This is a genomic window from Actinoplanes sp. CA-252034, assembly GCF_050956125.1.
GTDB lineage: Bacteria > Actinomycetota > Actinomycetes > Mycobacteriales > Micromonosporaceae > Actinoplanes.
The window spans coordinates 8,190,976-8,212,903 of the sequence record NZ_CP191846.1 but is presented as its reverse complement, the minus strand read 5'-3'; the positions used below and the strand labels follow the sequence as shown (position 1 = coordinate 8,212,903).

Genomic DNA, 21,928 nt, shown 5'->3' with positions numbered 1-21,928 from the left:
TACGTGCGGTGGAGTCGCATGGTCCGCCGATTCGGTGCATTGTCTTTACCAAAGCCTCTTATTGATCGGCGCACCGTACTTCCCGATCGTCTCACCCGTACTTGAGAAAGAATTAAGAAATCGGCGTCCGGCAAGTTGTTATGGCGGGGTGTAGTGCCTGGTCCGGCTGAGTAAGTGCTGGTCAACGCGATTTGTTGATGAATTCGTCGCCCCGGCTTGAGGCCGTAGAAATGGTCTGTAATCATGTGTCGGCGCCTTGGGAAAGATCCCCAGGCATTTGCCGGCGAGCATTTCTCGCCGCATTCAGTCCACTGATGGTGGACTGCCGGCCGCCGCCCCGAACGGCGCCGGTCGCCCGCCGCCGCCGGTTGCGGGCACATCATCCCCGAAAGGCACCGTCGTCATGACCACACCCAGCCGTTCACGCCGGTTGCGCACGCTCCTGCCCGTCGTGGTTACCGCGGCCGTCGCCGCGGGCGCGGCGATCGTCTTCGCCGGCACCTCCGAGGCGGCGACCACCCTCGGTGCGTCGGCCGAGGCCCGGAACCGCTACTTCGGCGCCGCGATCGCCGCATCGAGACTCGGCGACAGCACCTACACCACGATCCTGAAGCGCGAGTTCACCTCGGTCACCGCCGAGAACGAGATGAAGTGGGACGCCACCGAGCCGTCCCGCGGCGTCTTCACCTACTCGGCCGGCGACCGGATCCTCAACCAGGCGCAGGGCAACGGGCAGAAGGTCCGCGGGCATGCGCTGGCCTGGCACTCGCAGATGCCGGGCTGGGCACAGTCGCTGTCCGGCAGCACGCTGCGCTCGGCGATGCTCAACCACGTCACCCAGGTCGCCACCCACTACAAAGGCAAGATCCACTCCTGGGACGTGGTGAACGAGGCGTTCGCCGACGACGGCCGCGGCTCGCGGCGCGACTCCAGCCTGCAGCGCACCGGCAACGACTGGATCGAGGCGGCGTTCAAGGCGGCGCGGACGGCCGATCCGGGCGCCAAGCTCTGCTACAACGACTACAACACCGACGGCGTCAACGCGAAGAGCACCGCCGTCTACGCCATGGTCAAGGACTTCAAGGCGCGCGGCGTCCCGATCGACTGCGTGGGCTTCCAGTCGCACCTGACCAACAACGCGCCCGGCGACTACCAGGCCAACCTGCAGCGGTTCGCCGACCTCGGCGTCGACGTGCAGATCACCGAGCTGGACATCTCCGGCAACAACCAGGCCGCCGCGTACGCCGCCGTCACCCGGGCCTGCCTGGCGGTGTCGCGCTGCACCGGCATCACGGTGTGGGGCATCCGCGACAGCGACTCGTGGCGTACCGGCACCAACCCGCTGCTGTTCGACGCCTCCGGCAACAAGAAGGCCGCGTACACGTCGGTGCTGAACGTCCTCAACGGCAACAGCGGAGGCGGCACCGGCACGCCGTCGCCGTCCACCGGGATCGACACCAGCGCCTCGTACGTGCTGGTGAACCGCACCAGCGGCAAGGCCCTGGACGTCTACAACCTGGCCACCGGGGACGGCGCCCGGATCAGCCAGTGGGCCCGTAACGACCAGGCGCAGCAGCAGTGGCAGTTCGCCGACGCCGGCGGCGGCTACTACCGGCTCAAGTCGAAGCACTCCGGCAAGGTCCTGGATGTGCAGAACCGGTCGACCGCCGACGGTGGCGCGATCGTGCAGTTCACCGACGGCAACACCACCAGCCAGCAGTTCAGCGTTCAGGACGTCGACGGCTACATCCAGCTGGTCAACCGGAACAGCGGCCGGGCCGTCGAGGTGCAGGGAGCGTCGACAGCCGACGGGGCCAACGTCGTGCAGTACGCCGACTGGAACGGCGCCAACCAGCAGTGGCAGCTCGTCCGGGTAGGCGGTGGTGGTACCCCGACCAGCCCGGCCGCCTCGTCGCCGTCGGCGTCGTGCGCGCTGCCGTCGAGTTACCGCTGGTCGTCGAGCGGGGTGCTGGCCGATCCGAAGTCGGGGTGGGCGTCGCTGAAGGACTTCACGCACGCGCCGTACAACGGGCGGCAGTTGGTCTACGCGACCACCCACGACAACGGCTCGTCCTGGGGCTCGATGAGCTTCAGCCCGTTCACCAACTGGTCGGACATGGGCTCGGCGAGTCAGAACAGCATGAACTTCTCGGCGGTCGCGCCGTCGCTGTTCTTCTTCGCCCCGAGGAACATCTGGGTCCTGGCCTACCAGTGGGGTGGGCCGGCGTTCTCCTACCGCACCTCCAGCGACCCGGCGAACCCCAACGGCTGGTCGTCGCCGCAGACGCTGTTCTCCGGGAGCATCTCCGGCTCCGACACCGGCCCGATCGACCAGGCGGTCATCGGTGACTCGACGAACATGTACCTGTTCTTCGCCGGCGACAACGGCAGGATCTACCGGGCGAGCATGCCGATCGGGAACTTCCCCGGCAGCTTCGGGACCGCGTCGTCGGTTGTCCTCAGCGACACCAAGAACAACCTGTTCGAGGCCGTCCAGGTGTACAAGGTGGCGGGCCGCAGCCAGTACCTGATGATCGTCGAGGCGGTCGGCAGCCAGGGCCGCTACTTCCGGTCGTTCACGGCGAGCAGCCTGGGCGGGACGTGGACACCGCAGGCGGCCACCGAGGGCAACCCGTTCGCGGGCAAGGCCAACAGCGGCGCGACCTGGACCAACGACATCAGCCACGGGGAGCTGATCCGGACCGGCGCCGACCAGACCATGACCGTGGATCCCTGCAACCTGCAGTTGCTCTACCAGGGCCGGTCCCCGAGCTCCGGCGGCGATTACGGCCGGCTGCCCTACCGGCCGGGTCTGCTGACCCTGCGACGCTGACGGTCTCCGCACCGTCGTGGGCGGGCTCGGTTTCGAGCTGAGCCCGCCCACGGCCAATTCCGCATTCTGCCAAAAGTGCGACGCCGAAAATTGTTATAAATGCGCCTCATGCATGTTGAGCTGCTGATTCCTTACGTGTCTTCTGGCCCGTATTGAGAGAATGGGAGCGCTCCCGTAACCTTCACGAATTGCCGCTGATAAATGTCGTTAACCGGAGGCACCCGAATGGCGGAACGAAGAACACCGAACCGGAAGCTCCTCGGCGTGATGATCGCCGCCGCAGTGACGATCATGGCCACCGGCGCGGCGCTGCTGACCGGCGGGACCGCACAGGCCGCCACCACCGCGGGCTGCGGCAAGGCCCCGACCCTGCGCGACGGCACCTACACCATCCAGAGCGGCGGCCGCGCCCGCACCTACAATCTGCGGCTGCCGGGCAACTACAACAGTGGCCAGGCGTACCGGCTGGTCGTCGGGCTGCACTGGCTCAACGGCAGCGCCAACGACGTGGTCGGCAACGGCTTCTACGGACTGCAGCAGCGGTCCGCGAACAGCGCGATCTTCATCGCGCCGCAGGGCCTCGACGCAGGCTGGGCCAACACCGGCGGCCGGGACGTCACCCTCGTCGACGACATTCTGCGTACGGTCGAGAACGATCTGTGCGTCGACACGACCCAGCGGTTCGCCCTCGGTTTCAGCTACGGCGGCGCGATGAGCTACGCCCTCGCCTGCGCCCGGCCCACGGTGTTCCGGGCGGTCGCCCCGATCGCCGGCGCCAACCTCAGCGGATGCTCGTCGGCCGCCCAGCCGGTCGCCTACTTCGGCATCCACGGCACCCGCGACAGCGTCCTGAACATCTCCCAGGGCCGCAGCCTGCGGGACTCCTTCGTCCGCGCCAACGGCTGCACCGCCCAGAACCCGCCCGAGCCGGCCGCGAACAGCGGCACCCACATCACCACCAACTACTCCGGCTGCCGTGCCGGATACCCGGTCCGGTGGGCCGCCCACGACGGCGACCATGTGCCGCTGCCGACCGACCGCAACGCCTCCTCGTCCTGGGTGTCCACCGAGGTCTGGCAGTTCTTCACCTCGCTCGGCAGCACCACACCGTCGAGCCCCGGCCCGTCCGGCCCGGTGCCCTCGGCGTCGTCGAGCAGCCCGCCGCCCGGGCCGGCCGCCTGCCGGGTCAGCGCCAAGGTCAACCCCTGGAACACCGGCCTGACCGCCGAGATCACCGTCACCAACACCGGCAGCACCGCGGTCAACGGCTGGTCGCTGGCGTTCACCCTGGCTCAGGGACAGAGCGTCAGCAGCGGCTGGAACGCCACCTTCACGCCGCTGTCCGGTCGCGTCGTGGCGTCCAACGTCGCCTACAACGCGGCGGTGGCTCCGGGCGCGTCGGTCAGCTTCGGGTTCCAGGCGACGCACACCGGTGACAGCGGGGCGCCCACGGCGTACACCCTCAATGGCGCCACCTGCACCACCGCCTGACGCCGGCTTTCGCGCGCCGCCTCGCGCCGATGGTGTTCCGATGCGGGTCCACCCGCATCGGAACACCGCTTCCGGTGTGCCGGAATGCCTCCGGGGAAGCGGCCGCTGACCGGTCTCTAAGCTGGGAACATGAAGGTTCTGTCCATCCAGTCGGCGGTCGCCCACGGGCATGTCGGCAACTCCGCGGCCGTGTTCCCGCTGCAGCGCATCGGTGTCGAGGTCGTTCCGGTCCACACCGTCAACTTCTCCAACCACACCGGTTACGGCGCCTGGCGCGGGCCGCTCATCCCGCCGCCGGACGTGGCCGAGGTCCTGCTCGGCGTGGAGGAGCGGGGGGTGTTTCCGCAGATCGACGCGGTGCTCTCCGGCTATCAGGGCGGGGCCGGCATCGCCGACGTCATCATCGACGCGGTGCGCCGGGTCAAGGCAGCAAATCCCGAGGCGGTGTACGCGTGCGACCCGGTCATGGGCAACGCCAAGTCGGGGTGCTTCGTCGCGCCGGAGATCCCGGTGCTGCTGCGTGACCGGGTCGTGCCGGTCGCCGACATCATCACGCCGAACCAGTTCGAGCTGGGCTTCCTGACCGGCACCGAGCCGGACACCATCGAGTCGACGCTCGCCTCCGCCGACCTGGCCCGCGCCATGGGGCCGTCGACGGTGCTGGTCACCAGCGTGGAGCGGCCCGGCCGGGCGGAGGGCACGATCGAGATGCTGGCCGTGGACGACGCCGGCGCGTGGGTCGTGACCACCCCGCACCTGCCGTTCAAGGCCAACGGGTCCGGTGATGTCACGGCTGCCCTGTTCACCGCGCACTATGTGGCGACCAAGGATGCGGCGGTGGCGCTGGAGCGTACCGCCTCCAGCGTTTTCGATCTGATCGAGACGACCTTCCGGTCGGGGGAGCGTGAGCTGCGGCTGGTGCAGGCGCAGGAGTTCTATGCGAGCCCGCGGATGCAGTTCAGCGCAGAGAAGGTGCGCTGAACGGGCGGACCGGCATGTCGTCGGCGCTGATCAGGCCGCTGTCGGCGATGACGGCGACGATGCGAGGGTCGAGCAGCCAGGCTTCGCCCTGGTTGCTGCCGGGATACCACGTGTAGAGGCGGGGGACGGCGCCGGCCTCGGCGAGCAGCTCGTTGACGACGATCAGCGGGTTCATCGTGGCGACCGCCCACGGGCTGCGCCGGTCCCAGTCGTCCGGCGTCAGCACCACACACCGGCGGCCGTTGATCGCGACGACGTAGTCCTCGGGGTGGCTCACGAGCTCGACGTGCAGATCCACCCCGTGCGGGCGCAGGGCGGGGGCCATCTCCCTCAGGACCCGGGTCACACCACCCTCGGCCATCGTCTCGCCGTCGACGTCGAAATACCTGGTACCGGGCTCTTCGTCGAGGGTCGCCCGCCCACCGAGCGGATGCGACCCCTCGGCGACCGCCCGCTCCCCGGCAGCGGCGTCGTCCGGGGAGAGATGCCGCCACCAGCCGAGCTCGCGCAGTGCCCGTGCCAGGTCCGCGTGCCGCTGATCCATCCGGGCATCATCGCGCATGAGCACCTGGTCGCCCTGCTGGAGACCGGCGACAAGATCGATCCGGTGATCGGGAACCGGACGCTCCGGACCAGAGCAGTGCCGACCCCTCCCCGGCTGGCCATCGCGCTGACCTGGGCCAAGCGGCCGGGCTGGCGCGGGTCGTACACGGCTGGTCGGTGTCGGTGAAGAAGAACCAGCGCCTGCTGAAACGGCCGGAGGCGCTGTGGGCCGCCATGCTCGTCGCCTTCGGCCGGCTCGGCCCGGCACTCTGCCCGCCCGCCTGGTTCGCCTCACTGCTCGGCGAGCCACCTCCGCGAGGCGAGCGGCCGGGACGTGAGCCGTAGACGCTACCGCGACCCGTTCTTCGATCTGGGCGGCGACGAACAAGACGAATCCGGCGTACGGCTACAGAACGTGTTCGCCGGGTGGCCAACCAGCACCTGGCCGCTGTCGGCGGCCCGAACGGGTGTCAGGAGCGGCGCACCGCCACCTCTAAAGTGGTACCGTATCCGGTACAACCTTGGGAGGCGTCGTGACTTCAGCGATCAGTGCCAGCGAGGCACGCAAGTCCCTCTTTCCGCTCATCGAGCGCGTCAACGAGGACCACACCCCGATCGAGATCGTCTCCAAGCGGGGTAACGCCGTCCTGGTGAGCAAGGAGGATTGGGATTCGATCATGGAAACCAATTACCTGCTTCGATCGCCCGCCAACGCCAAGCGTCTCGTCGAGAGCGTCGAGCAGTGGCGAGCCGGCCGGGCCGCCGAGCGGGATTTCGGCCCCGAGGAGTGAAACTCAGCTGGACCGACCACGCCTGGGAAGACTACCTGTACTGGCAGACCCAGGACCGTAAAACCCTCAAACGCATCAACGCACTGATCGCCGACATCAAACGTGATCCCGACGGCCAGGGCATCGGCAAACCGGAGATCCTCCGAAACAACCTCGCAGGACTCCGGTCCCGGCGCATCGACGACGAACACCGCATGGTGTACGCCGTCGAGATCAACGAGATCACCATCATCTCCTGCCGGTACCACTACGAGTAGCTCATAGCCTGGAGCAGGAAGCTCTTGCCCTGACGGCGTCGGCCGCTCACCACGCCCAGCGATGCTGCCTTCTGAGTTGCGGCAAGAGGTCTTGTGGCGAAGGAGACGAGACCGTCCAATCGCGGGCGCGGCCGAAGATGTGTTGCGGCTTCTCCACGAGCTGCCCTCTGGCGAGAAGTATCGTTCCCAGAACTATGCTTCTGTAACGGGGACCGGGCCGGTGGATGCCCGGATCACCAGGTCGGTGCCGAGCTCGACGTGGCGGGCGTCCAGGTCGTGACCCTTGATCATGCGGACCAGCATGGTGACCGCCATCCGCCCCATCTCGGCGAGCGGCTGGTGGACGGTGGTGAGCATCGGCTCGGTGGCCTGACCGATGTCGGCGTCGTCGAAGCCGGCGATCGACAGGTCCCGTGGCACCCGCAGGCCCCGCTCGCGGGCCGCCCGCAGCGCACCGACCGCGGTCTTGTCGTTGAAACAGGCCAGCGCGGTCGGCCGCTCCGGCCGGTCGAGCAGCTCGCCGGCCGCACGGTAGCCGTTGTCCACGCTCGGCTCGTTGACGAACCGGATCCGCTCCGGCGACGGCAGCACTCGTGCGTCGGCCAGCGCCGCCACGTAACCGGCCATCCGTGACGAGGTGACCAGCCACTCCTTCGGGCCGGCGATGATGCCGACCTGCCGGTGGCCCAGCTCGACGAGGTGCGCCATGAGCAGTCTCGCGCCGGTCACGTGGGCGCTCGACACCGCCACGATGTCGCGGGGCGGGCTGGTCCGCGGGTCCAGCACGACGAACGGGAAGCCCTGGTCACGCAGCCGGGCCAGCTCGTCCGGCGACTCCGGCGGCAGGATCAGGACGCCGCCCGCGAGCCCGGCCGTCCGGGGCAGGCCGGTGAGCATGCCGGGGCGCCGGGCGGCCGTGCCCGCGTTGACGACGGCGGTCATGCCGTGCAGCTCGATCGTCTCGATCATCGACGAGACCATCGGGCCGAAGTAGTCGTCCAGCAGGTACGGGCAGCGCACGAGCACCGAGCCGGCCGGAGCACGTGTGGCCGGCCCGTCGTGGCCGAGTCGCCGGGCGGCGTGCAGGACCAGCTCCCGGGTCCGCGCTGCCACATTGTCCTGACCGTTGAGGACACGGGACACCGTGGCGATCGACAGGCTGGTCTCGGCGGCGATCTGCCGTACCGTCGCGCGCTTCTTCAACCGAGACCCTCCCTGGCGTTCCATATCTGGATGTAACAATGTAACAGATCCGGAACCGGTTTCGACCAGCGCAAATATGCGTGCGGGCAGCGTGCTGCATTGACAGGTATAAGCCGCAAGTGTTCCATCTGCGTTACGTCGGCCGGGCAGCACGTCCGCGGCGTTCCGTTGTCCACACAGGGAGTTCCCCATGCCGCCGACAGGCATCCCCTCGAAACGCGGCAGGCGCAGCCTGCTCGCCGTCGTCACCACCTCCGCCGTCATCACCGGCCTCGGCGTCCTCGGGATGACGGCCGCCTCCGCCGCCTCCGCCGGGTCGCTGGTCGGCGCCGGCAGCGGCAAATGCCTCGACGTCGCGAACGGCTCGACCGCCGACGGCGCCGCCATCCATATCTGGACCTGCTACAGCACGGTCGCCAGCCAGCAGTGGACGCTCGCCGACAACGGCCAGGTGCAGACGCAGGGCAAATGCCTCGACGTCGCCAACAACGGCACCGCCGACGGCTCGCTGACCCACCTGTGGAGCTGCATCGACAGCGTCACCACCCAGAAGTGGTCGCTCAACGCCTCCGGCGCGCTCGTCAACCAGGCCAGCGGCAAGTGCCTCGACGTGAAGGACAACGGCACCGCCGACGGCTCCCGCCTGCAGATCTGGGCGTGCGCGGGCTCCGCCAACCAGCGCTGGACCCTTTCCGGAGGTACGACCACGCCGCCCACCACCCCGCCCGGCGAGACCCCGGTCACCAACCCCGACCTCGGTCCCAACGTGTCGGTGTTCGACCCGTCGATGGCGGCGTCGACCATCCAGAACCGGCTGAACACGGTCTTCAACCAGCAGGTCGCCAACCAGTTCGGCACCCAGCGGTTCGCGCTGCTGTTCAAGCCCGGCACCTACAACGTCGACGCGAACGTCGGCTTCTTCACCCAGGTCGCCGGCCTCGGACTCGTTCCCGGCCAGACCACCATCAACGGCCGTGTGCACGTCGAGGCCGACTGGTGGCCGGACGGCTCCCAGAACGCGACCCAGAACTTCTGGCGCTCCGCCGAGGGCCTCGCCGTCAACCCGACCGGTGGCCAGGACCGCTGGTCGGTGTCGCAGGCCGCCCCGTACCGCCGCATGCATGTCCGTGGGAATCTGGCGCTCTCCGACGGTGGTTGGTCGTCGGGCGGCTGGATCTCCGACACCAAGATCGACGGGCAGATCGACTCCGGCACCCAGCAGCAGTGGATCACCCGCAACTCGCAGATCGGGTCGTGGACCGGCCGCAACTGGAACCAGGTGTTCGTCGGCGTCCAGGGCGCCCCGGCCACCAGCTTCCCCAATCCTCCCTACACCAACATCGGCCAATCCCCGGTGGTACGGGAGAAGCCGTACCTCTACGTCGACGCCGCCGGCGGATACCGCGTCTTCGTGCCCGCGCTGCGCCGTAACACCAGCGGCACCACCTGGGCCAACGGCAGCCCCGCCGGCGAGTCGATCTCGCTGAGCCGGTTCTACATCGTCCGGCCCGGTGACACCGCCGCCACCATCAACACGGCTCTGGCCGCCGGTTACCACCTGCTCGTGACGCCCGGCACGTACAACCTCAACCAGACCATCAACGTCACCCGCGCCGACACCGTCGTGCTCGGGCTGGGCCTGGCCACGTTCGTACCGCAGAACGGCATCGTGCCGATGCGGGTCGCCGACGTCGACGGGGTGAAGGTCGCCGGCATCATGTTCGACGCCGGGACCACCAACTCGCCGCTGCTGATGGAGGTCGGCCCGAACGGCTCGTCCACCGACCACTCGGCCAACCCGACGTCGCTGCACGACGTGTTCTTCCGCATCGGCGGCTCGATCGCCGGCAAGGCCACCGTCAGCCTGCAGGTCAACAGCGACGACGTGATCGGCGACCACACCTGGATCTGGCGCGCCGACCACGGCAACAACGGAACGGTCGGCTGGAACATCAACACCGCCGACACCGGGTTGATCGTCAACGGCGACGACATGACCTTCTACGGCCTGTTCGTCGAGCACTACCAGAAGTACCAGACCATCTGGAACGGCGAGAACGGGCGCACGTACTTCTACCAGAACGAACTGCCGTACGACCCGCCGAACCAGGCCGCCTACATGAACGGCTCGACCCGTGGATACGCCGCCTACAAGGTCGCCGACGCCGTGAACAACCACCAGGCGTGGGGGCTGGGCTCGTACGTCTACTTCAACGTCAACCCGTCGGTGGTCAGCGAGCGTGCCTTCGAGGTGCCGAACAAGGCGGGTGTCCGTTTCAACAGCATGGTCACCATCTCCCTGGGCGGCACCGGCACCATCAACCGCGTCATCAACAACAGTGGCGGCACCGTGAACAGCGCGACCCGGGAGGCGTTCCTGGTCACCGGCCCCTGACCCGAGCTCGCACACGAAGGCCGGGCCTCATGGGCCCGGCCTTCACCCGTACCCCGGCTGCTCCGCAGGGGCGCAAGCGGCTTGAACCTCAGAGAGTCTCGTCGAGCCGGCCGCGGAGCTTGACCAGAGCCCTGGTCAGCAGCCGGGAGACGTGCATCTGGGAGATGCCCAGCTCCTCGGCGATCTGGGCCTGGGTGAGGTTGCCGTGGAAGCGAAGGCTGATGATCTTCTGATCGCGCTGGTCGAGCGTGGCGATCGCGGGGCCGAGAGTGGTGCGCAGGTCGGCGAGCTCGAAGCCGTCGTCCTCGGAGCCGAGGGTTTCGCCGAGCTCCGTGCCGCTCTCCGAGATCGGTGTGGACAGGCTGGTCGAGTTGTAGGCCCGCGCGCCTTCCAGGCCCTCGATGACCTCGTCCTCGCTGATGTCGAGGTGCTGGGCGATGTCGGCCACCGACGGCGACCTGCCGAGGGTGTTGGTCAGGGTGTTGTTGGCGGCGGTGATCGCCAGGCGGAGCTCCTGCAGCCGGCGGGGAACCCGGACCGCCCAGGTCTTGTCCCGGAAGTGCCGCTTGATCTCACCGATGATGGTCGGGATGGCGAAGCCGGCGAAGTCGACGCCCCGGTCGGCCTCGAAGCGGTCGACAGCCTTGATCAGCCCGACGACCGCGACCTGGTAGAGGTCGTCACGGGGCTCGCCCCGGTTGGCGTAGCGGTGCGACAGGTGCCGGGCCAGGGGGAGCCAGGCCTCGATCGTCCGGTCGCGCAGGGCCGGCCGGGACGGGTGGTCGACGTCCAGCGCCGCCATCGCGGTGATCAGCTCGCTGGCCCGGTCGGTGCTCGTCGCAGCATCGGCGCGGGTCGCGGTCTCGGCGATGACGGTCATCTGAATGCTCCTTGCTGGTTGCCACGGTGCCGGCGGAGAGTTGGCGTACGGGACGCGGCCATGTGAATCCGCTGGTGGGAGGCCCGCACGCCATCTTCCGTGGGTGAGGCAATGCCCCGCAAGCCGTGGCGCCCAAACCGGACGAAAAGCTAATGATCCTCGCCCGTAAGGGGGTTGACCCGGGGCGGGGCCTTCATTCCGGTCGCTGGTGACCGCCGTGGGGGATGTCGTCAGTGTGGCGCGTTGCCCACCCGGTCCGCCGCCGAAACTCGCCGAACCGGCCGTCGGCATGCGGGACCGGCTGATCCGGAAGGACCAGCGCCGAGTGCTCCGGCCGGGCCGCCTCGGCCGGCATCGAGGTGAGATCGCGCAGCATGACGTTGCGTGCGGCCAGCGCCTCCGCGGTCGGCGGGAACAGGACGGAGCCGCCCTCCCCGGCCAGACTCTGGTTCAACTCGACGAACGGCCGGGTGTCCCGCTCGTACGCCGCGAAGGCCTTTTCGTGATCGGTTGCTCCGGCCAGGGCCTGGGCGAGCATGTAGGCGCCGGCCAGGCCCAGGCTCGTGCCCTGGCCGGTGAGGAACGACGGGGCGTAGGCGGCGTCGCCGACCAGGGCGACCCGGCCGCTCGACCAGCGGGGCAGCCGGATCTGGCTCACCACGTCGAAGAACAGGTCGTCGGCCGCACGCATCACCGCGACCATCCGCGGAATCTCCCAGCCGTCACCCTCGAAGACCGAGGCGACCAGGTCGCGCTGCGCCGCCGGATCCCGGAAGGCGTCATACGGCGCCTGCGCCCGGTCGAAGGTCAGGAACCCGTGGACCCGGTCGCCGTCGCGGACGGCGTAGAGGGCGGCGCCCCGGCCCGGCTCGCACCAGGTGACGCCCTCGTGGGAGAGCCCCAGGTCGTTGGGCATCGTGAAGCCGGCGAAACAGTGCCCCAGATACCGGTGATATTGCTCTTCGGGACCGAAGACCAGACCACGGGTGTACGAGTGCAGCCCGTCGGCGCCGATGACCAGGTCGAAAGTGCGCCGCACGCCGCTGCGGAAGGTCACGTCGACCCGGTCGGGTTGGTCGTCGAGGGTGTCGATGCTGTCGCCGAAGAGGAACTCGACGTCGTCACGGACCGCGCCGTACAGGATCTCGGTCAGATCTCCCCGGGGGATCTCCAGGTCGTGGCCCTCGGCCCCGCGGATCACGGCGTCGGGTTTGATCGCGGTGATCAGGCTGCCGTCGGGGTTGAGGAAGGTGAGCCGTCGTGTGCTGATGTGGGCCTCCCGCAGCCGGGGGAGCAGGCCCATCCGGCGGACCACCTCGATCGCGGTGCCGCGGATGTCGATGGGGTAGCCGCCACCGCGGATGGTGTCCGCCTTCTCCACGACGGTGACCTCGAAACCGTGCCTGTGCAGCCAGTACGCCACTGCGGGCCCGGCGATGCTCGCTCCGGAGACCAGTACCCTGTTCATGCGGTTCCTCCCTGATGGTCCGTGCTCGTGCCCTCCCCAAAATATATACCTAACTTAGGTATCGAATTGAGTGTGATGACCGACACCTCGAACGACGGCGAACTCGACCTGCTCGCCGTCCTGCCCCGGCTCTCGCAGCTCGGCACCGTGCTGAACCGCAGCCGGCTGATCGAACGCGCCACCGAAAGCGCCGGACTGGGCCTGGACCGCCCGGGCCTGGGAGTGCTGGTCTCACTGCAGACGGGCGGGGGACCGCTGCGGGTCGGGGAGATCGCCAAACGCATGCAGGTCGTCGGGCCCCACGTCACCCGCCACGTCAACGAGCTGGAACGACGCGGCCTGGTCCAGCGGGTCCCCGACCCGGACGACCGCCGCGCCCGGCTGGTCGAGCTCACCCCGCCGGCGCCGAGGCGGTCGGCCGCTACCTGCAGACCGTGCTCGGCACCCTCGGCGAAGCCCTCGCCGACTGGTCTCCGGAGGACCGCCGCACCTTCGGCCGCCTGCTGGACCGCTTCGCCACCGACCTGACCACCCGGCTCAGCACCCTGGACGACTGAACGTCACCGGCGAGGGCGGAACGCACCACCCAGAATCCGGCTCGGCGCCGCGTCGGCCAGCGCCGGAGTGGCCACACCGAACGGACCCGACGTGTTCGACGAAAGCGTCTTCAAACGCTCGGCGGCGAGACCGCGGTTCAGGTCACAGCACGTTCGTGCTCGCGATGTCCGGCTCGAGGCAGACCTGGGTGCGTTGCGCACCCCCAGGCCGGCGTCCAATGCGGTGGTGCCGGGCGGCTCCGTCATGACCTGTACATCGGCCCGCAGGTCCTCCCGGCGGCACCGATCGCGCTCGTCCGCATTCAGCGTCCCCGGTTGTCACCAGGATGTCGACGAACTCGAGGAATGGGAGAAGGCAGAAATCGCACCCTGCTCCTCAACGGCGGCCGTAGACGCGGTGCGGCACGTCGAAACGGGCGTAGAAGTCGTCCAGCGCCTCCGGGGTCACCGTGAGCGCGTTCGCGTGCTGCTGGGCGTTGCGGGCCGTCAGCCGGCGCAGCAGCTCGGGCTTGGACACCGGGAAGTACAGCAGGCGCACGTGCCCGCCGGCTGCCTCGGCCAGCGCCCGCCAGTCGTCACGTTCCGCGCGCCGCCACAAACCGTGGTCCACCACGACGTCGTGGCCCGCACGCAGCAGGCGTGTGAGGTCCGCGCGCACCTCGGCGACGACCGGCGCCTCCTTCGTGAAGTAGGTGTTCTCCGGATAGTCGACCCCGTAACGGCCGTGCCGGTCGAAGACGCGCTCGTCCACCGACAACCGCACCACACCTCGCGGGACCAGCACCCGCTCGGCGTAGGTCGTCTTCCCCGAACCGGTCAGCCCCACCAGCAGATACGCCACCACCACAAGCCCACCCCCTGAACCAGCACGCCCACCAGATGCCGGTCTGGCGACGCTGACACCCCATGGTGCACGGGCCGCACGGCGGGTTGGTCCGGGCCTCCCTGCCGGCCGACGCGGATCCCGCCGCCACGATCGTGCAGCAGCAACGTGCTGGGCGCGGGGATTGAACCGGCTGGCGCTGTCCGGGGTACTCGGTATCGAGGTAGCTCGAAGTGGGGAAGGCCGCCGAGACGGGGAAGACGATGTTTGATGATCGCTTGGGAGCTCTCGCCGCCCTCAGGGACGACGGCGAGGCACTGTTGCGGAGAGCCCGGTCGGCTGCGCGAGCATCAGGTGAGGCGGGCTCCGACCCGACCGGATCAGTGACGGCGACGGTGAACGAGCACGGGCAGGTTGCGACAGTCGCCGTGGCGAGATACTGGCGATCCAACCTGACGAACGACCAACTGGGTGGAGCCGTCGTCGAAGCGGTCCGAGACGCCTCCGCGCGACGCCTCACCGCGTGGGGCGACCAGTACTCCGAGCCCGTCGTGCCGCAACCGACGCCCCTTCCGGACGACCTTCATCAGCGCCTTGAATCGATCACGTCTGCTCCGCTGTCCGGTGCCGAGCGCGAAGCTGCTCTGGTGGCGTTGCTCCAGGTCGTCGAGTCGATCGAGCAGGGGCTGGACGAGGTGTCCGGCAAGATGCAGCAGACTCTGAACGCCATGCATACCGGCCACAGCCCGCACCGTGAAGTGACTGTGGAGCTGACCGGCGGCGGTGACGTCGTGACCGTAGGATTCAAGCGCTCCTGGTTGGATGAAGCCCACGAGGCGAATCTCGGCCACCAGATCATCACAGCGTTCCGGGCCGCCTACGAGCAGGTCAGCGCACACGGAGTACAACGTCAGATCGCCGACAGCCCGCTCGGCGAGGCGCAGTGGGTGATGCAGGATCCCTTCGGGTTCGCCCGCCGATGCGGAATGGACGCCCGATGACTCTGAAGGCCGCCTTGGACGCGCTGCACCGGGACGCCGCTTCGTGGGAACAGGTCGCGTCGGTGACACGGCAGGCGTCGTACGAAGCGAATCTACTGACCCTGGGCCCCGGAGAGTTGTCCTGGGCCTCGTTGCCGAGCGGCCTCCTGGAAACCTACGCCGAGCTGCAACGCAAGGTGGTGACCTTGCTGGAGGAGGCGAGTGAGGTATACAGCGGGCTGAGCAAGAAGCTCGACAAGGTCGCCTACGAGTATGAGACGAACAACGACCGAGCCGCCCGGGAGTTGGAGGGAGTGTGGGAGGTCCGTGAGTAGCACCGAGGCCGTCCTTCTCGAACGAATCAACTCGACCATTTCTCGCATCGACGGCAAGACCGTCGAGCTGCAGAACTCGATCAACGACAAGATGGGCTATGTCCCTTCACCCCTGCAATTGAGGATCCGCCAGGCCTGGGACGACTTCTGCGCGTTCATGCAGCGCATCTGGGACAACCTGACGACCATCCTGTCCAACATGGGATCACTCTCGGCCCTGTCGACGACTGCGCAGGCCTGGAGCGACCGGGTCGGGGTGCCGGTCAGCGGCCAGGTGCAGGCCGCCGACGCGGGACTGCTCACCGTCGACACCAACTGGGACGGGGACGCCGCGGATACGTACCGGCAGATGTTGCCTTTGCAGAAGACCGCACTGGAGAAGGTGAAGACGACCCTCACCGATGGTCTCGCCACGGCCCTGGACCAGGTGCACAACGGGGTCTTCCTCTTCTGGACCGGCCTGGTCGGGGCACTCGTCGCCCTGGCCGTCGGCCTCGTCGGCGCCGTCGCCTCCAGCGCCACGATCCTCGGTATGCCGGCAGCGCCGTTCATCGCGGCCGGTGCCGCGGTGACCGCTTCGGTGGCGCTGATCGTCGGTTGCGAAACCCTCAAGAGGGCCTGTACCTCGGCCAACACCACACTGCGCCAGAAATTCGACGACACCGGGTTCTTCCGGGGCCACTGGCCGCCGGCGGGCACGGCATGACCGCCGCTCGGGCCACGCGGTCGGGGAACACACTGCTCGTTGTCATGATCGCGGTCGTGGCGCTGGCCGACTGCCTTCTCGCTCTGCTCGGCAACATGGCATGGCAGGGTCGTCGGGACGGCAGCTTCACTCCCGAGAACGCCATGTCGTTCACCGTGATGGGAGCGTCCGCCGCCGTCGGTGCCCTGCTCGCGGTGCTTGCGATGTCTGCGCTGCTGCGGGGTCGGCAAGGTCATGGCCTGGCTCGTGTCACGGCCAACCTCGCATGGTTGCGGCTGGGCGGTGTGATTCTCGCGCTCGCGGTCGGCGCTCTCACCTTCGGCGCGTCGGCGGTGGCCGCGGCGTTTCCGGCGTTCGGCATCGTGTTGGCGGTGGGCGATGCCCTCGGCGGGCTCGTCGTCGCCGGAGCAGCGGTCCGCCGAACTCGCGATGGGTGAACCGATCGTGGTGGCGGTCGGCCTACTCTGCCCGCTGATGATCGGCTTCGTCGCGGCGGTCGCGGTCGCCCAACGGCGCCGTGACCGCCGAGAGCAGCAACGGTGGCAGCACTGGGCCGGCCGCTACGGATGGACGGCTGCTTTTCGTCCTTCCGTCGCCTGGAGCCGGCAGGTCCCGGCGAGGTTCGCCTCACGGTGTCCGGGGTGATGCATGGCCGCCATTTCACGGTGGCGGAGTGCGCGGTCACCGACGCCGACACGAACACCACCTTCTTCGTCGCCACCGTCGCCGTCCTGCACAGACCGCTGCCGGACATCGACGTCGAGCCGAGGACCGCGGTGTCCCGGTGGCTCGGAACAGGGGCGAAGACGGGACGACCCGATTTCGACCAGGCCTTCCGTGTCCGGACCGCCGACATCCGGTGGCTTCCCGTCGCGCTGATCGATGCGCACGTCGCGGGCACCGTTCCGTCGTCGTGGAGTGTGCGCGGCAACCACCTCGTCGTCGTGCGTCGTGGGCGCCTCAATCCTGAGAAGGTGCAGCCCGTGCTAGCCGAGACGCTGCCTCTCGCTGCTGTGCTGGATCCCGGCTCCCGCTGACCGGCCCGGCGGGGTGGCAGCGGCGAGGTGCGGCGGCCGGCCGGGGAGGAGCTTCGCACCGTGAGTGGGCCGGCCGGCAGCACCCCGCGCAGCCGCCCGGGTCGCCGGCTCCTCGGCGTGCACGTCCTCGACGGCGTCGCGGTGCAGGATGCGCGACGTAGGGCCTCCAGGTCGCCGGGGGCTTCGGCGGGCAGCTCAACGGACGCGGGCCGACGAGCTCCTCATCGCATCCCGAACGTGCCGACCAGCCTCTTCGCTACGTCGTCGTCGAACGGGATGCCGGCCGTGGCCGCGTGGTCCGCGGCGCGCTCGCAGATCAGCGCCGTGTCGACGGGCAGCCGGTTGACGTCGATGCGGGCGAGCAGCTTCTTGGTGATCGGCCGCTTGGAGTCCCAGAAGACCAGCGACTCGATCAGGTCGACGCACGGCTCGCTGTTGAGGACCGCCGTCACCATCGCCGCCTCCATGCCGTCGTGGAACGGCAGGAAATAGCACGTGTCGTCGAGCACGACCGGCTGCCCGTTCAGCGGGGTGACCAGCTGGAACAGCGGCTTCTTGTGGAGGCCGGAGACGGCGACCTTGTAGGGGGCGAACGTGTAGTCGCCGTGACCGAAGACCGAGAACCGGGGCCGGTTGCGGTAGATCGACGACTTGCGGCCGTCGAGAGCCGGGCCGTTGCGGTTCAGGTAGGCCCACAACTTCGGGGCCCTGGACTGCAGGGTGGCGGTGTCCTCGCCGAAGGTCCGCTGCGGGACGATGACCCACTTCGTGAGCTCGCGGTGGCGTCCACGGAACACGTCCGTGCTCTTCAGGAACGGGTAGACGAACTCGGGCTCCAGGTCGAGGACCGTACCGGCCTTCGTCGTGGGCGCCGGCGTGGCGACCAGCTCGAACACGCTCGACGCGTCGTGTTTCATCCCGGAGCGCCACTCGTACGGAGCGGAGCCGTCGGCCAGGCGCACACCACGGTACCGGTCGACGTCGGAGACGAACCGGCCGTCGACGACGCCGAAACGGTTCCCGGCGGTGTCCGCGGGCTGGAAGACGTCACCGTGGATACGGGCCGTGTAGTCGGCGTCCCGGTGCGGATCGACGTGAACCACGAACCAGCACGCGTCCACGCCCGCGCCGAACCACTTCATCGCATCGATGCGGTAGACGTCCGCGCCGGCGAGCGGCAGTAGCGCCGACGCCGCGTACTCCACGACGTTGCGGGCGACCTGCGTCTTGCACAGCATGCCCAGGGTGAACGGCTCCGACCGGTACTCGTTGAGCACCTTCAGGATGATGTACTCGCACACGTCGAAGTTCGACAATCCGAGGAGCGCGTCCAGGCCCTTCGCGCCCTTGAAGTTCTCCTTGGGCGGGAGGTTGCCGGACTCCATCCGGTTCAGCTCGGCGGAGGTCACCCACGGCGGGTTGCCCACCACGTACAGCGGGCCGTCCGTCGCCCAGGAGAAACGGGCCGGGAGCCGGGACCGGAAGACGTTCCCGACCTTCACGTCACCCCACCGCGAGGCCTTCCGTGCGTACGCGGGATCGATCTCGAGTCCCTGACGCTCGCTCGCCGGGCTCATCGCCGCGCTCGCCTCCAGGAAGGCGCCGACACCGCAGGTCGGCTCCAGGACGCGAGCGTTCGCGGGTAGCCCCAGCACCTCGAGGCACTGGATCGCGAGGGGCAGTGGGGTCTGGAAGTCGCCGAACTCGTCATTGGGCACGCAGATCCACCACCTCGGGCCGAACGTCCCCGTAGCCGTGGCGGCGATGGCCCGACCGTACTGGAGCCGCCACTGCAGGGCGTTGGAGATCGTCAGGATGCCCTGCTCCGGTACGTCCTCCACGAGCCGCTCGGCGAGTTGCCGGCGGCTCACCTCGTCGAGCGGCAGGTTCTTGTCCTGCAACAGCGCGTCGAGATCCTCGATCGCCGCCTCGGAGCCGCCCGGCCCGTCGGTGTAGATCGAGCTCACGATGGCCCGGATCTGCTTCGTCAGGTTGTAGTCCCCGGTGCGAGCCCGATCGATGTAGACGACGTGCTCGATGTCGAGGTAGGCAGCCCGCTCGTGGTCGACGTCCCGCTTGACGTAGACGACGACGAGCAGGTTGTAGCCGAGACCGTAGATCTTCTGCGTCGCGGCGGTGAACGGGCAGGACGACTGGGGCTGACTGAGCGAGGTGACCTTCAGATCGGTGTTGAGTGACGGGAAGTCGAGGCCGCTCGCGGCGTTACCGATCTCGAGCTGGAACCGCTCACCGAGGTAGGCCTTGAACATCGCCTCCACCGTCGTGCCGACCTTCTTGCCGTCCGTCACTCCGAACAGCTTCGGGAAGGGTCTCGCTCTCAGTTCCCCGGCGAACTCCGTCGCGGCCTTGCGGAAGAGCTCAAGGGTGAGTAGCGGGAGGGACGTCATGCTGCTCCGATCGGCTCAGGTCAGCCTCAGAGGTTACCGCCGCCCGCGGTGCCGGCTCGCGGGCGCGCCGGTCATCCGTCAGGGTGGTCCGCCGGGCGGGACGGCCGGTGAGCATGGCGGTCATGGCTGAGCAACGCAGCAGGGCATGGGCGGGATGGATCGCCTTCGCCGCCCTGATCATGGTCGTCACCAGCTTGATCAACATTCTGCAGGGGATGGTGGCGCTGCTCGACGACGAGCGGGTGGCCGCCACCGCCGACGGGTTCGTCCTGCTCGACCTCACCTCCTGGGGGTGGGCGCTGGTCGTCTTCGGCGCGATCATGCTCACCGTCGGCGGGTTCCTGCTCGCCGGCGCGAACTGGGCACGGCTCACCTCGGTCCTCGTGATCGGGCTGCACGCCGTCGCCCAGGTGGTGACGCTCGGCGCGTACCCCCTCTGGTCGGTGTTGATGATCGCTTTCGACACGCTCGTGCTCTTCGCGCTGGTCGCCCGCTGGCCGGCGGCGGCCGAGGAGCTGCGCCTGCAGAACGAGCGTCGCGGGCCGTCGGGGCTGCCGGCGGGGGAGCTCCCGCACGAGGCGCGCTCCCACGGCACCCGGATCAGCTGAACGACCGCCCCCGGAACCTCACATCCGGGGCTGCGCGGCCGACGGTATGGCCATGGGAAACGGGGCTTGCCGATGAACCGCCTGCCGGTGCTGGTGTCGCCGTACGGCGCCTATGCCGGCCTTGCGCTGCACGTGCATGACCTGACCATCCGGGGTCACCACACGGAGACGCTCAGCGCGGCCGACGAGGCCGAGGCGATCCTCTCGGCGCTCGGTGACCTGCGGACCCACCGGATCAGCCGGCTGGGCCGCATGTACGCGCTGAACGCCCTCGGGCGGCTCGACGAGGCTCTGCGGATCGGCGAGGAGCTGATCGCCGACCAGGAGACGTTCGGCGGGCCCAAGGCGACCGACGCGAAGATCCTCGCCGATGTCGCGCGGGTGCTGATCCACCTGGGCCGCATCGACGACGGGCTGCATCACGTCGCGCGGGCGATGACACTGCTGGACGTGGCGCCGCGCAAGGGGCCCCGCTACTTCTCCGCCATGTCGTCGCTGGGCGAGGCAGCCCGCAGCGCCGACCTGTTCGAGCTCGCCGACGACGCGATGCGCCGCTGCCTGGAGTCGTTCGACTCCCCGGACGTGCTGTACAAGTCGGGCGCCGAGCTGACCCACGCCGAGCTGTGGCTGGAGTGGGCGCTGCGGCTGGAGCAGGTGGGCCGTACCGAAGAGGCCGCGGGGTTGATCGGCAGATGCGTGCCGTTGCTGGAGTACTGGATCGCCGAGGGCATCGACTCGCCGCTCGGTGTCGCCCTGCTCGCCGTCTGCCACGCCAAGACCGGCCGGATCGACGAGGCGCTCGCGACCGTCGCCGACCTGCTGCCACGCATGCACGCGGCCGGGCAGCACCACGAGTCGCGCCTGCTGCACCTGGCGCACGGACTGGCGCTGCGCGCCACCGGCGAATGGCGGGCCGCGCACCGCGAGTTCCGGGCCGGCCTGCAACTCGCGGCCCTCAGGGCCGAACGGCTCCTCTTCCAGTACGAGCTGGCGGTCACCGCGGCCCTCGAAGTGCCGGGCGAGGCGACCCAGGCGATGCTGGAAGCACTGCGTACGCACGTCGAGGCGCTGTGGCAGCTGAGGCTGGACCGGCGCACCATGCTGCGCCAGGCGTACCGCCGGGTGGAGTTGGAGGCGGCGCGCACCTCCGCCGACCTGGCCGCCGCCTCGGACGCGCTGACCGGCCTCGGCAACCGGCGGATGTTCGACCGCCACATCAACACCGTCGTGGACGGCGGCACGCTGCTGCTCATCGACGTCGACCACTTCAAGGACATCAACGACCGCTACTCGCACGGGGTCGGCGACCGGGTGCTCGGCGAGATCGCCACGGTGCTGCGCTCGCACTGCCGCCACGACGAGGTCGCGATCCGGTTCGGTGGTGACGAGTTCGCCCTGTTCCTGGCGACCGGCGAGGCCGAGGCCCGTACGGTCGCCGAGCGGATCCGCCGGGTCATCCTGGCCCGCGACTGGAACACGATCATGCCGGGCCTGAAGGTCACCCTCAGCATGGGCCTGGCCGCGTGCCGCCCCGGGGAGCCCGGCCGGGAGCTCTACGACCGCGCCGACGCCCACCTCTATGTCGCCAAACGCTCCGGCCGCGACCAGTTGGCGGCCACCGCGGCGGCGTGA

At 68.9% G+C, this 21,928-nt stretch carries 21 protein-coding genes; 15 read left to right on the top strand and 6 right to left on the bottom strand.

What is annotated here, in order from left to right; all coding sequences use genetic code 11:
- The first annotated feature begins 403 nt into the window (after window positions 1-403).
- The 3 genes from ACQPZW_RS37250 (at window position 404) to pdxY (ending at window position 5,305) form a co-directional block, all read left to right on the top strand.
- Window positions 404-2,833, top strand: a complete 2,430-nt coding sequence (locus ACQPZW_RS37250) for a non-reducing end alpha-L-arabinofuranosidase family hydrolase (protein WP_433790698.1) — start codon at window positions 404-406, stop codon at window positions 2,831-2,833.
- 225 nt (window positions 2,834-3,058) lie between these two features.
- A complete protein-coding gene (locus tag ACQPZW_RS37245; protein ID WP_433790697.1) occupies window positions 3,059-4,324 on the top strand; it encodes a cellulose binding domain-containing protein in 1,266 nt (421 codons plus the stop codon).
- Between the two features lie 129 nt (window positions 4,325-4,453).
- Window positions 4,454-5,305 carry a pyridoxal kinase PdxY gene (gene pdxY / locus ACQPZW_RS37240; RefSeq protein ID WP_433790696.1) on the top strand — a complete coding sequence of 284 codons (852 nt, stop codon included), beginning with the start codon at window positions 4,454-4,456 and terminating at the stop codon, window positions 5,303-5,305.
- On the opposite strand, the gene ACQPZW_RS37235 is transcribed toward pdxY, so the two are convergent.
- Window positions 5,283-5,849 (bottom strand): hypothetical protein, encoded by a 567-nt coding sequence (locus tag ACQPZW_RS37235; RefSeq protein ID WP_433790695.1) that lies wholly within the window; start codon window positions 5,847-5,849, stop codon window positions 5,283-5,285. The genes pdxY and ACQPZW_RS37235 overlap by 23 nt on opposite strands.
- Window positions 5,850-6,031: 182 nt before the next feature.
- Between ACQPZW_RS37235 and ACQPZW_RS37230 the strand changes: the two genes are divergently transcribed.
- The 3 genes from ACQPZW_RS37230 to ACQPZW_RS37220 all read left to right on the top strand — a co-directional run bounded on the left by ACQPZW_RS37230 (window position 6,032) and on the right by ACQPZW_RS37220 (window position 6,896).
- Window positions 6,032-6,193: a hypothetical protein gene (locus ACQPZW_RS37230; protein WP_433790694.1), complete on the top strand. Its 162-nt coding sequence runs from the start codon at window positions 6,032-6,034 to the stop codon at window positions 6,191-6,193.
- A 188-nt stretch (window positions 6,194-6,381) separates the two neighbouring features.
- Window positions 6,382-6,639, top strand: a complete 258-nt coding sequence (locus ACQPZW_RS37225; protein WP_433790693.1) for a type II toxin-antitoxin system Phd/YefM family antitoxin — start codon at window positions 6,382-6,384, stop codon at window positions 6,637-6,639.
- A complete protein-coding gene (locus ACQPZW_RS37220) occupies window positions 6,636-6,896 on the top strand; it encodes a Txe/YoeB family addiction module toxin (protein WP_433790692.1) in 261 nt (86 codons plus the stop codon). Before ACQPZW_RS37225 ends, ACQPZW_RS37220 begins: the two co-directional genes overlap by 4 nt.
- Before the next feature lie 192 nt (window positions 6,897-7,088).
- Here ACQPZW_RS37220 and ACQPZW_RS37215 read toward each other — a convergent pair whose 3' ends face one another.
- A complete protein-coding gene (locus ACQPZW_RS37215; protein WP_433790691.1) occupies window positions 7,089-8,099 on the bottom strand; it encodes a LacI family DNA-binding transcriptional regulator in 1,011 nt (336 codons plus the stop codon).
- Window positions 8,100-8,289: 190 nt separating this feature from the next.
- On the opposite strand from ACQPZW_RS37215, the gene ACQPZW_RS37210 reads away from it, so the two are divergent.
- Window positions 8,290-10,494 (top strand): ricin-type beta-trefoil lectin domain protein, encoded by a 2,205-nt coding sequence (locus ACQPZW_RS37210; protein WP_433790690.1) that lies wholly within the window; start codon window positions 8,290-8,292, stop codon window positions 10,492-10,494.
- 88 nt (window positions 10,495-10,582) lie between these two features.
- Here ACQPZW_RS37210 and ACQPZW_RS37205 read toward each other — a convergent pair whose 3' ends face one another.
- Both ACQPZW_RS37205 and ACQPZW_RS37200 read right to left on the bottom strand, forming a co-directional pair.
- The gene (locus ACQPZW_RS37205; RefSeq protein WP_433790689.1) at window positions 10,583-11,374 is read right to left on the bottom strand and encodes a SigB/SigF/SigG family RNA polymerase sigma factor; all 792 of its coding nucleotides are present in this window, start codon (window positions 11,372-11,374) and stop codon (window positions 10,583-10,585) included.
- A gap of 193 nt (window positions 11,375-11,567) precedes the next feature.
- Window positions 11,568-12,842, bottom strand: a complete 1,275-nt coding sequence (locus ACQPZW_RS37200) for an FAD-dependent monooxygenase (protein WP_433790688.1) — start codon at window positions 12,840-12,842, stop codon at window positions 11,568-11,570.
- A gap of 75 nt (window positions 12,843-12,917) precedes the next feature.
- On the opposite strand from ACQPZW_RS37200, the gene ACQPZW_RS37195 reads away from it, so the two are divergent.
- Window positions 12,918-13,370, top strand: a complete 453-nt coding sequence (locus tag ACQPZW_RS37195) for a MarR family winged helix-turn-helix transcriptional regulator (protein WP_433790687.1) — start codon at window positions 12,918-12,920, stop codon at window positions 13,368-13,370.
- Window positions 13,371-13,775: 405 nt separating this feature from the next.
- Here the strand turns inward: ACQPZW_RS37195 and ACQPZW_RS37190 are convergent, their stop codons facing one another.
- Window positions 13,776-14,246 (bottom strand): AAA family ATPase, encoded by a 471-nt coding sequence (locus ACQPZW_RS37190; protein WP_433790686.1) that lies wholly within the window; start codon window positions 14,244-14,246, stop codon window positions 13,776-13,778.
- 371 nt (window positions 14,247-14,617) lie between these two features.
- Between ACQPZW_RS37190 and ACQPZW_RS37185 the strand changes: the two genes are divergently transcribed.
- From ACQPZW_RS37185 to ACQPZW_RS37165, 5 genes are all read left to right on the top strand, one after another.
- Window positions 14,618-15,223, top strand: coding sequence for a YbaB/EbfC family nucleoid-associated protein (locus ACQPZW_RS37185; protein ID WP_433790685.1), 606 nt, complete (start codon window positions 14,618-14,620; stop codon window positions 15,221-15,223).
- Window positions 15,220-15,537, top strand: coding sequence for a hypothetical protein (locus ACQPZW_RS37180; RefSeq protein ID WP_433790684.1), 318 nt, complete (start codon window positions 15,220-15,222; stop codon window positions 15,535-15,537). Before ACQPZW_RS37185 ends, ACQPZW_RS37180 begins: the two co-directional genes overlap by 4 nt.
- On the top strand, window positions 15,530-16,243 hold the full coding sequence (locus ACQPZW_RS37175) for a hypothetical protein (RefSeq protein ID WP_433790683.1): 714 nt from the start codon (window positions 15,530-15,532) through the stop codon (window positions 16,241-16,243). Before ACQPZW_RS37180 ends, ACQPZW_RS37175 begins: the two co-directional genes overlap by 8 nt.
- A gap of 44 nt (window positions 16,244-16,287) precedes the next feature.
- Window positions 16,288-16,680, top strand: a complete 393-nt coding sequence (locus ACQPZW_RS37170; RefSeq protein ID WP_433790682.1) for a hypothetical protein — start codon at window positions 16,288-16,290, stop codon at window positions 16,678-16,680.
- A 204-nt stretch (window positions 16,681-16,884) separates the two neighbouring features.
- On the top strand, window positions 16,885-17,280 hold the full coding sequence (locus ACQPZW_RS37165) for a hypothetical protein (protein WP_433790681.1): 396 nt from the start codon (window positions 16,885-16,887) through the stop codon (window positions 17,278-17,280).
- Between the two features lie 221 nt (window positions 17,281-17,501).
- Here ACQPZW_RS37165 and ACQPZW_RS37160 read toward each other — a convergent pair whose 3' ends face one another.
- Window positions 17,502-19,688 carry a hypothetical protein gene (locus ACQPZW_RS37160; RefSeq protein ID WP_433790680.1) on the bottom strand — a complete coding sequence of 729 codons (2,187 nt, stop codon included), beginning with the start codon at window positions 19,686-19,688 and terminating at the stop codon, window positions 17,502-17,504.
- Between the two features lie 122 nt (window positions 19,689-19,810).
- Here ACQPZW_RS37160 and ACQPZW_RS37155 point away from each other — a divergent pair, with 122 nt between their 5' ends.
- A complete protein-coding gene (locus ACQPZW_RS37155) occupies window positions 19,811-20,296 on the top strand; it encodes a DUF7144 family membrane protein (RefSeq protein WP_433790679.1) in 486 nt (161 codons plus the stop codon).
- 72 nt (window positions 20,297-20,368) lie between these two features.
- A complete protein-coding gene (locus ACQPZW_RS37150) occupies window positions 20,369-21,928 on the top strand; it encodes a diguanylate cyclase (protein WP_433790678.1) in 1,560 nt (519 codons plus the stop codon).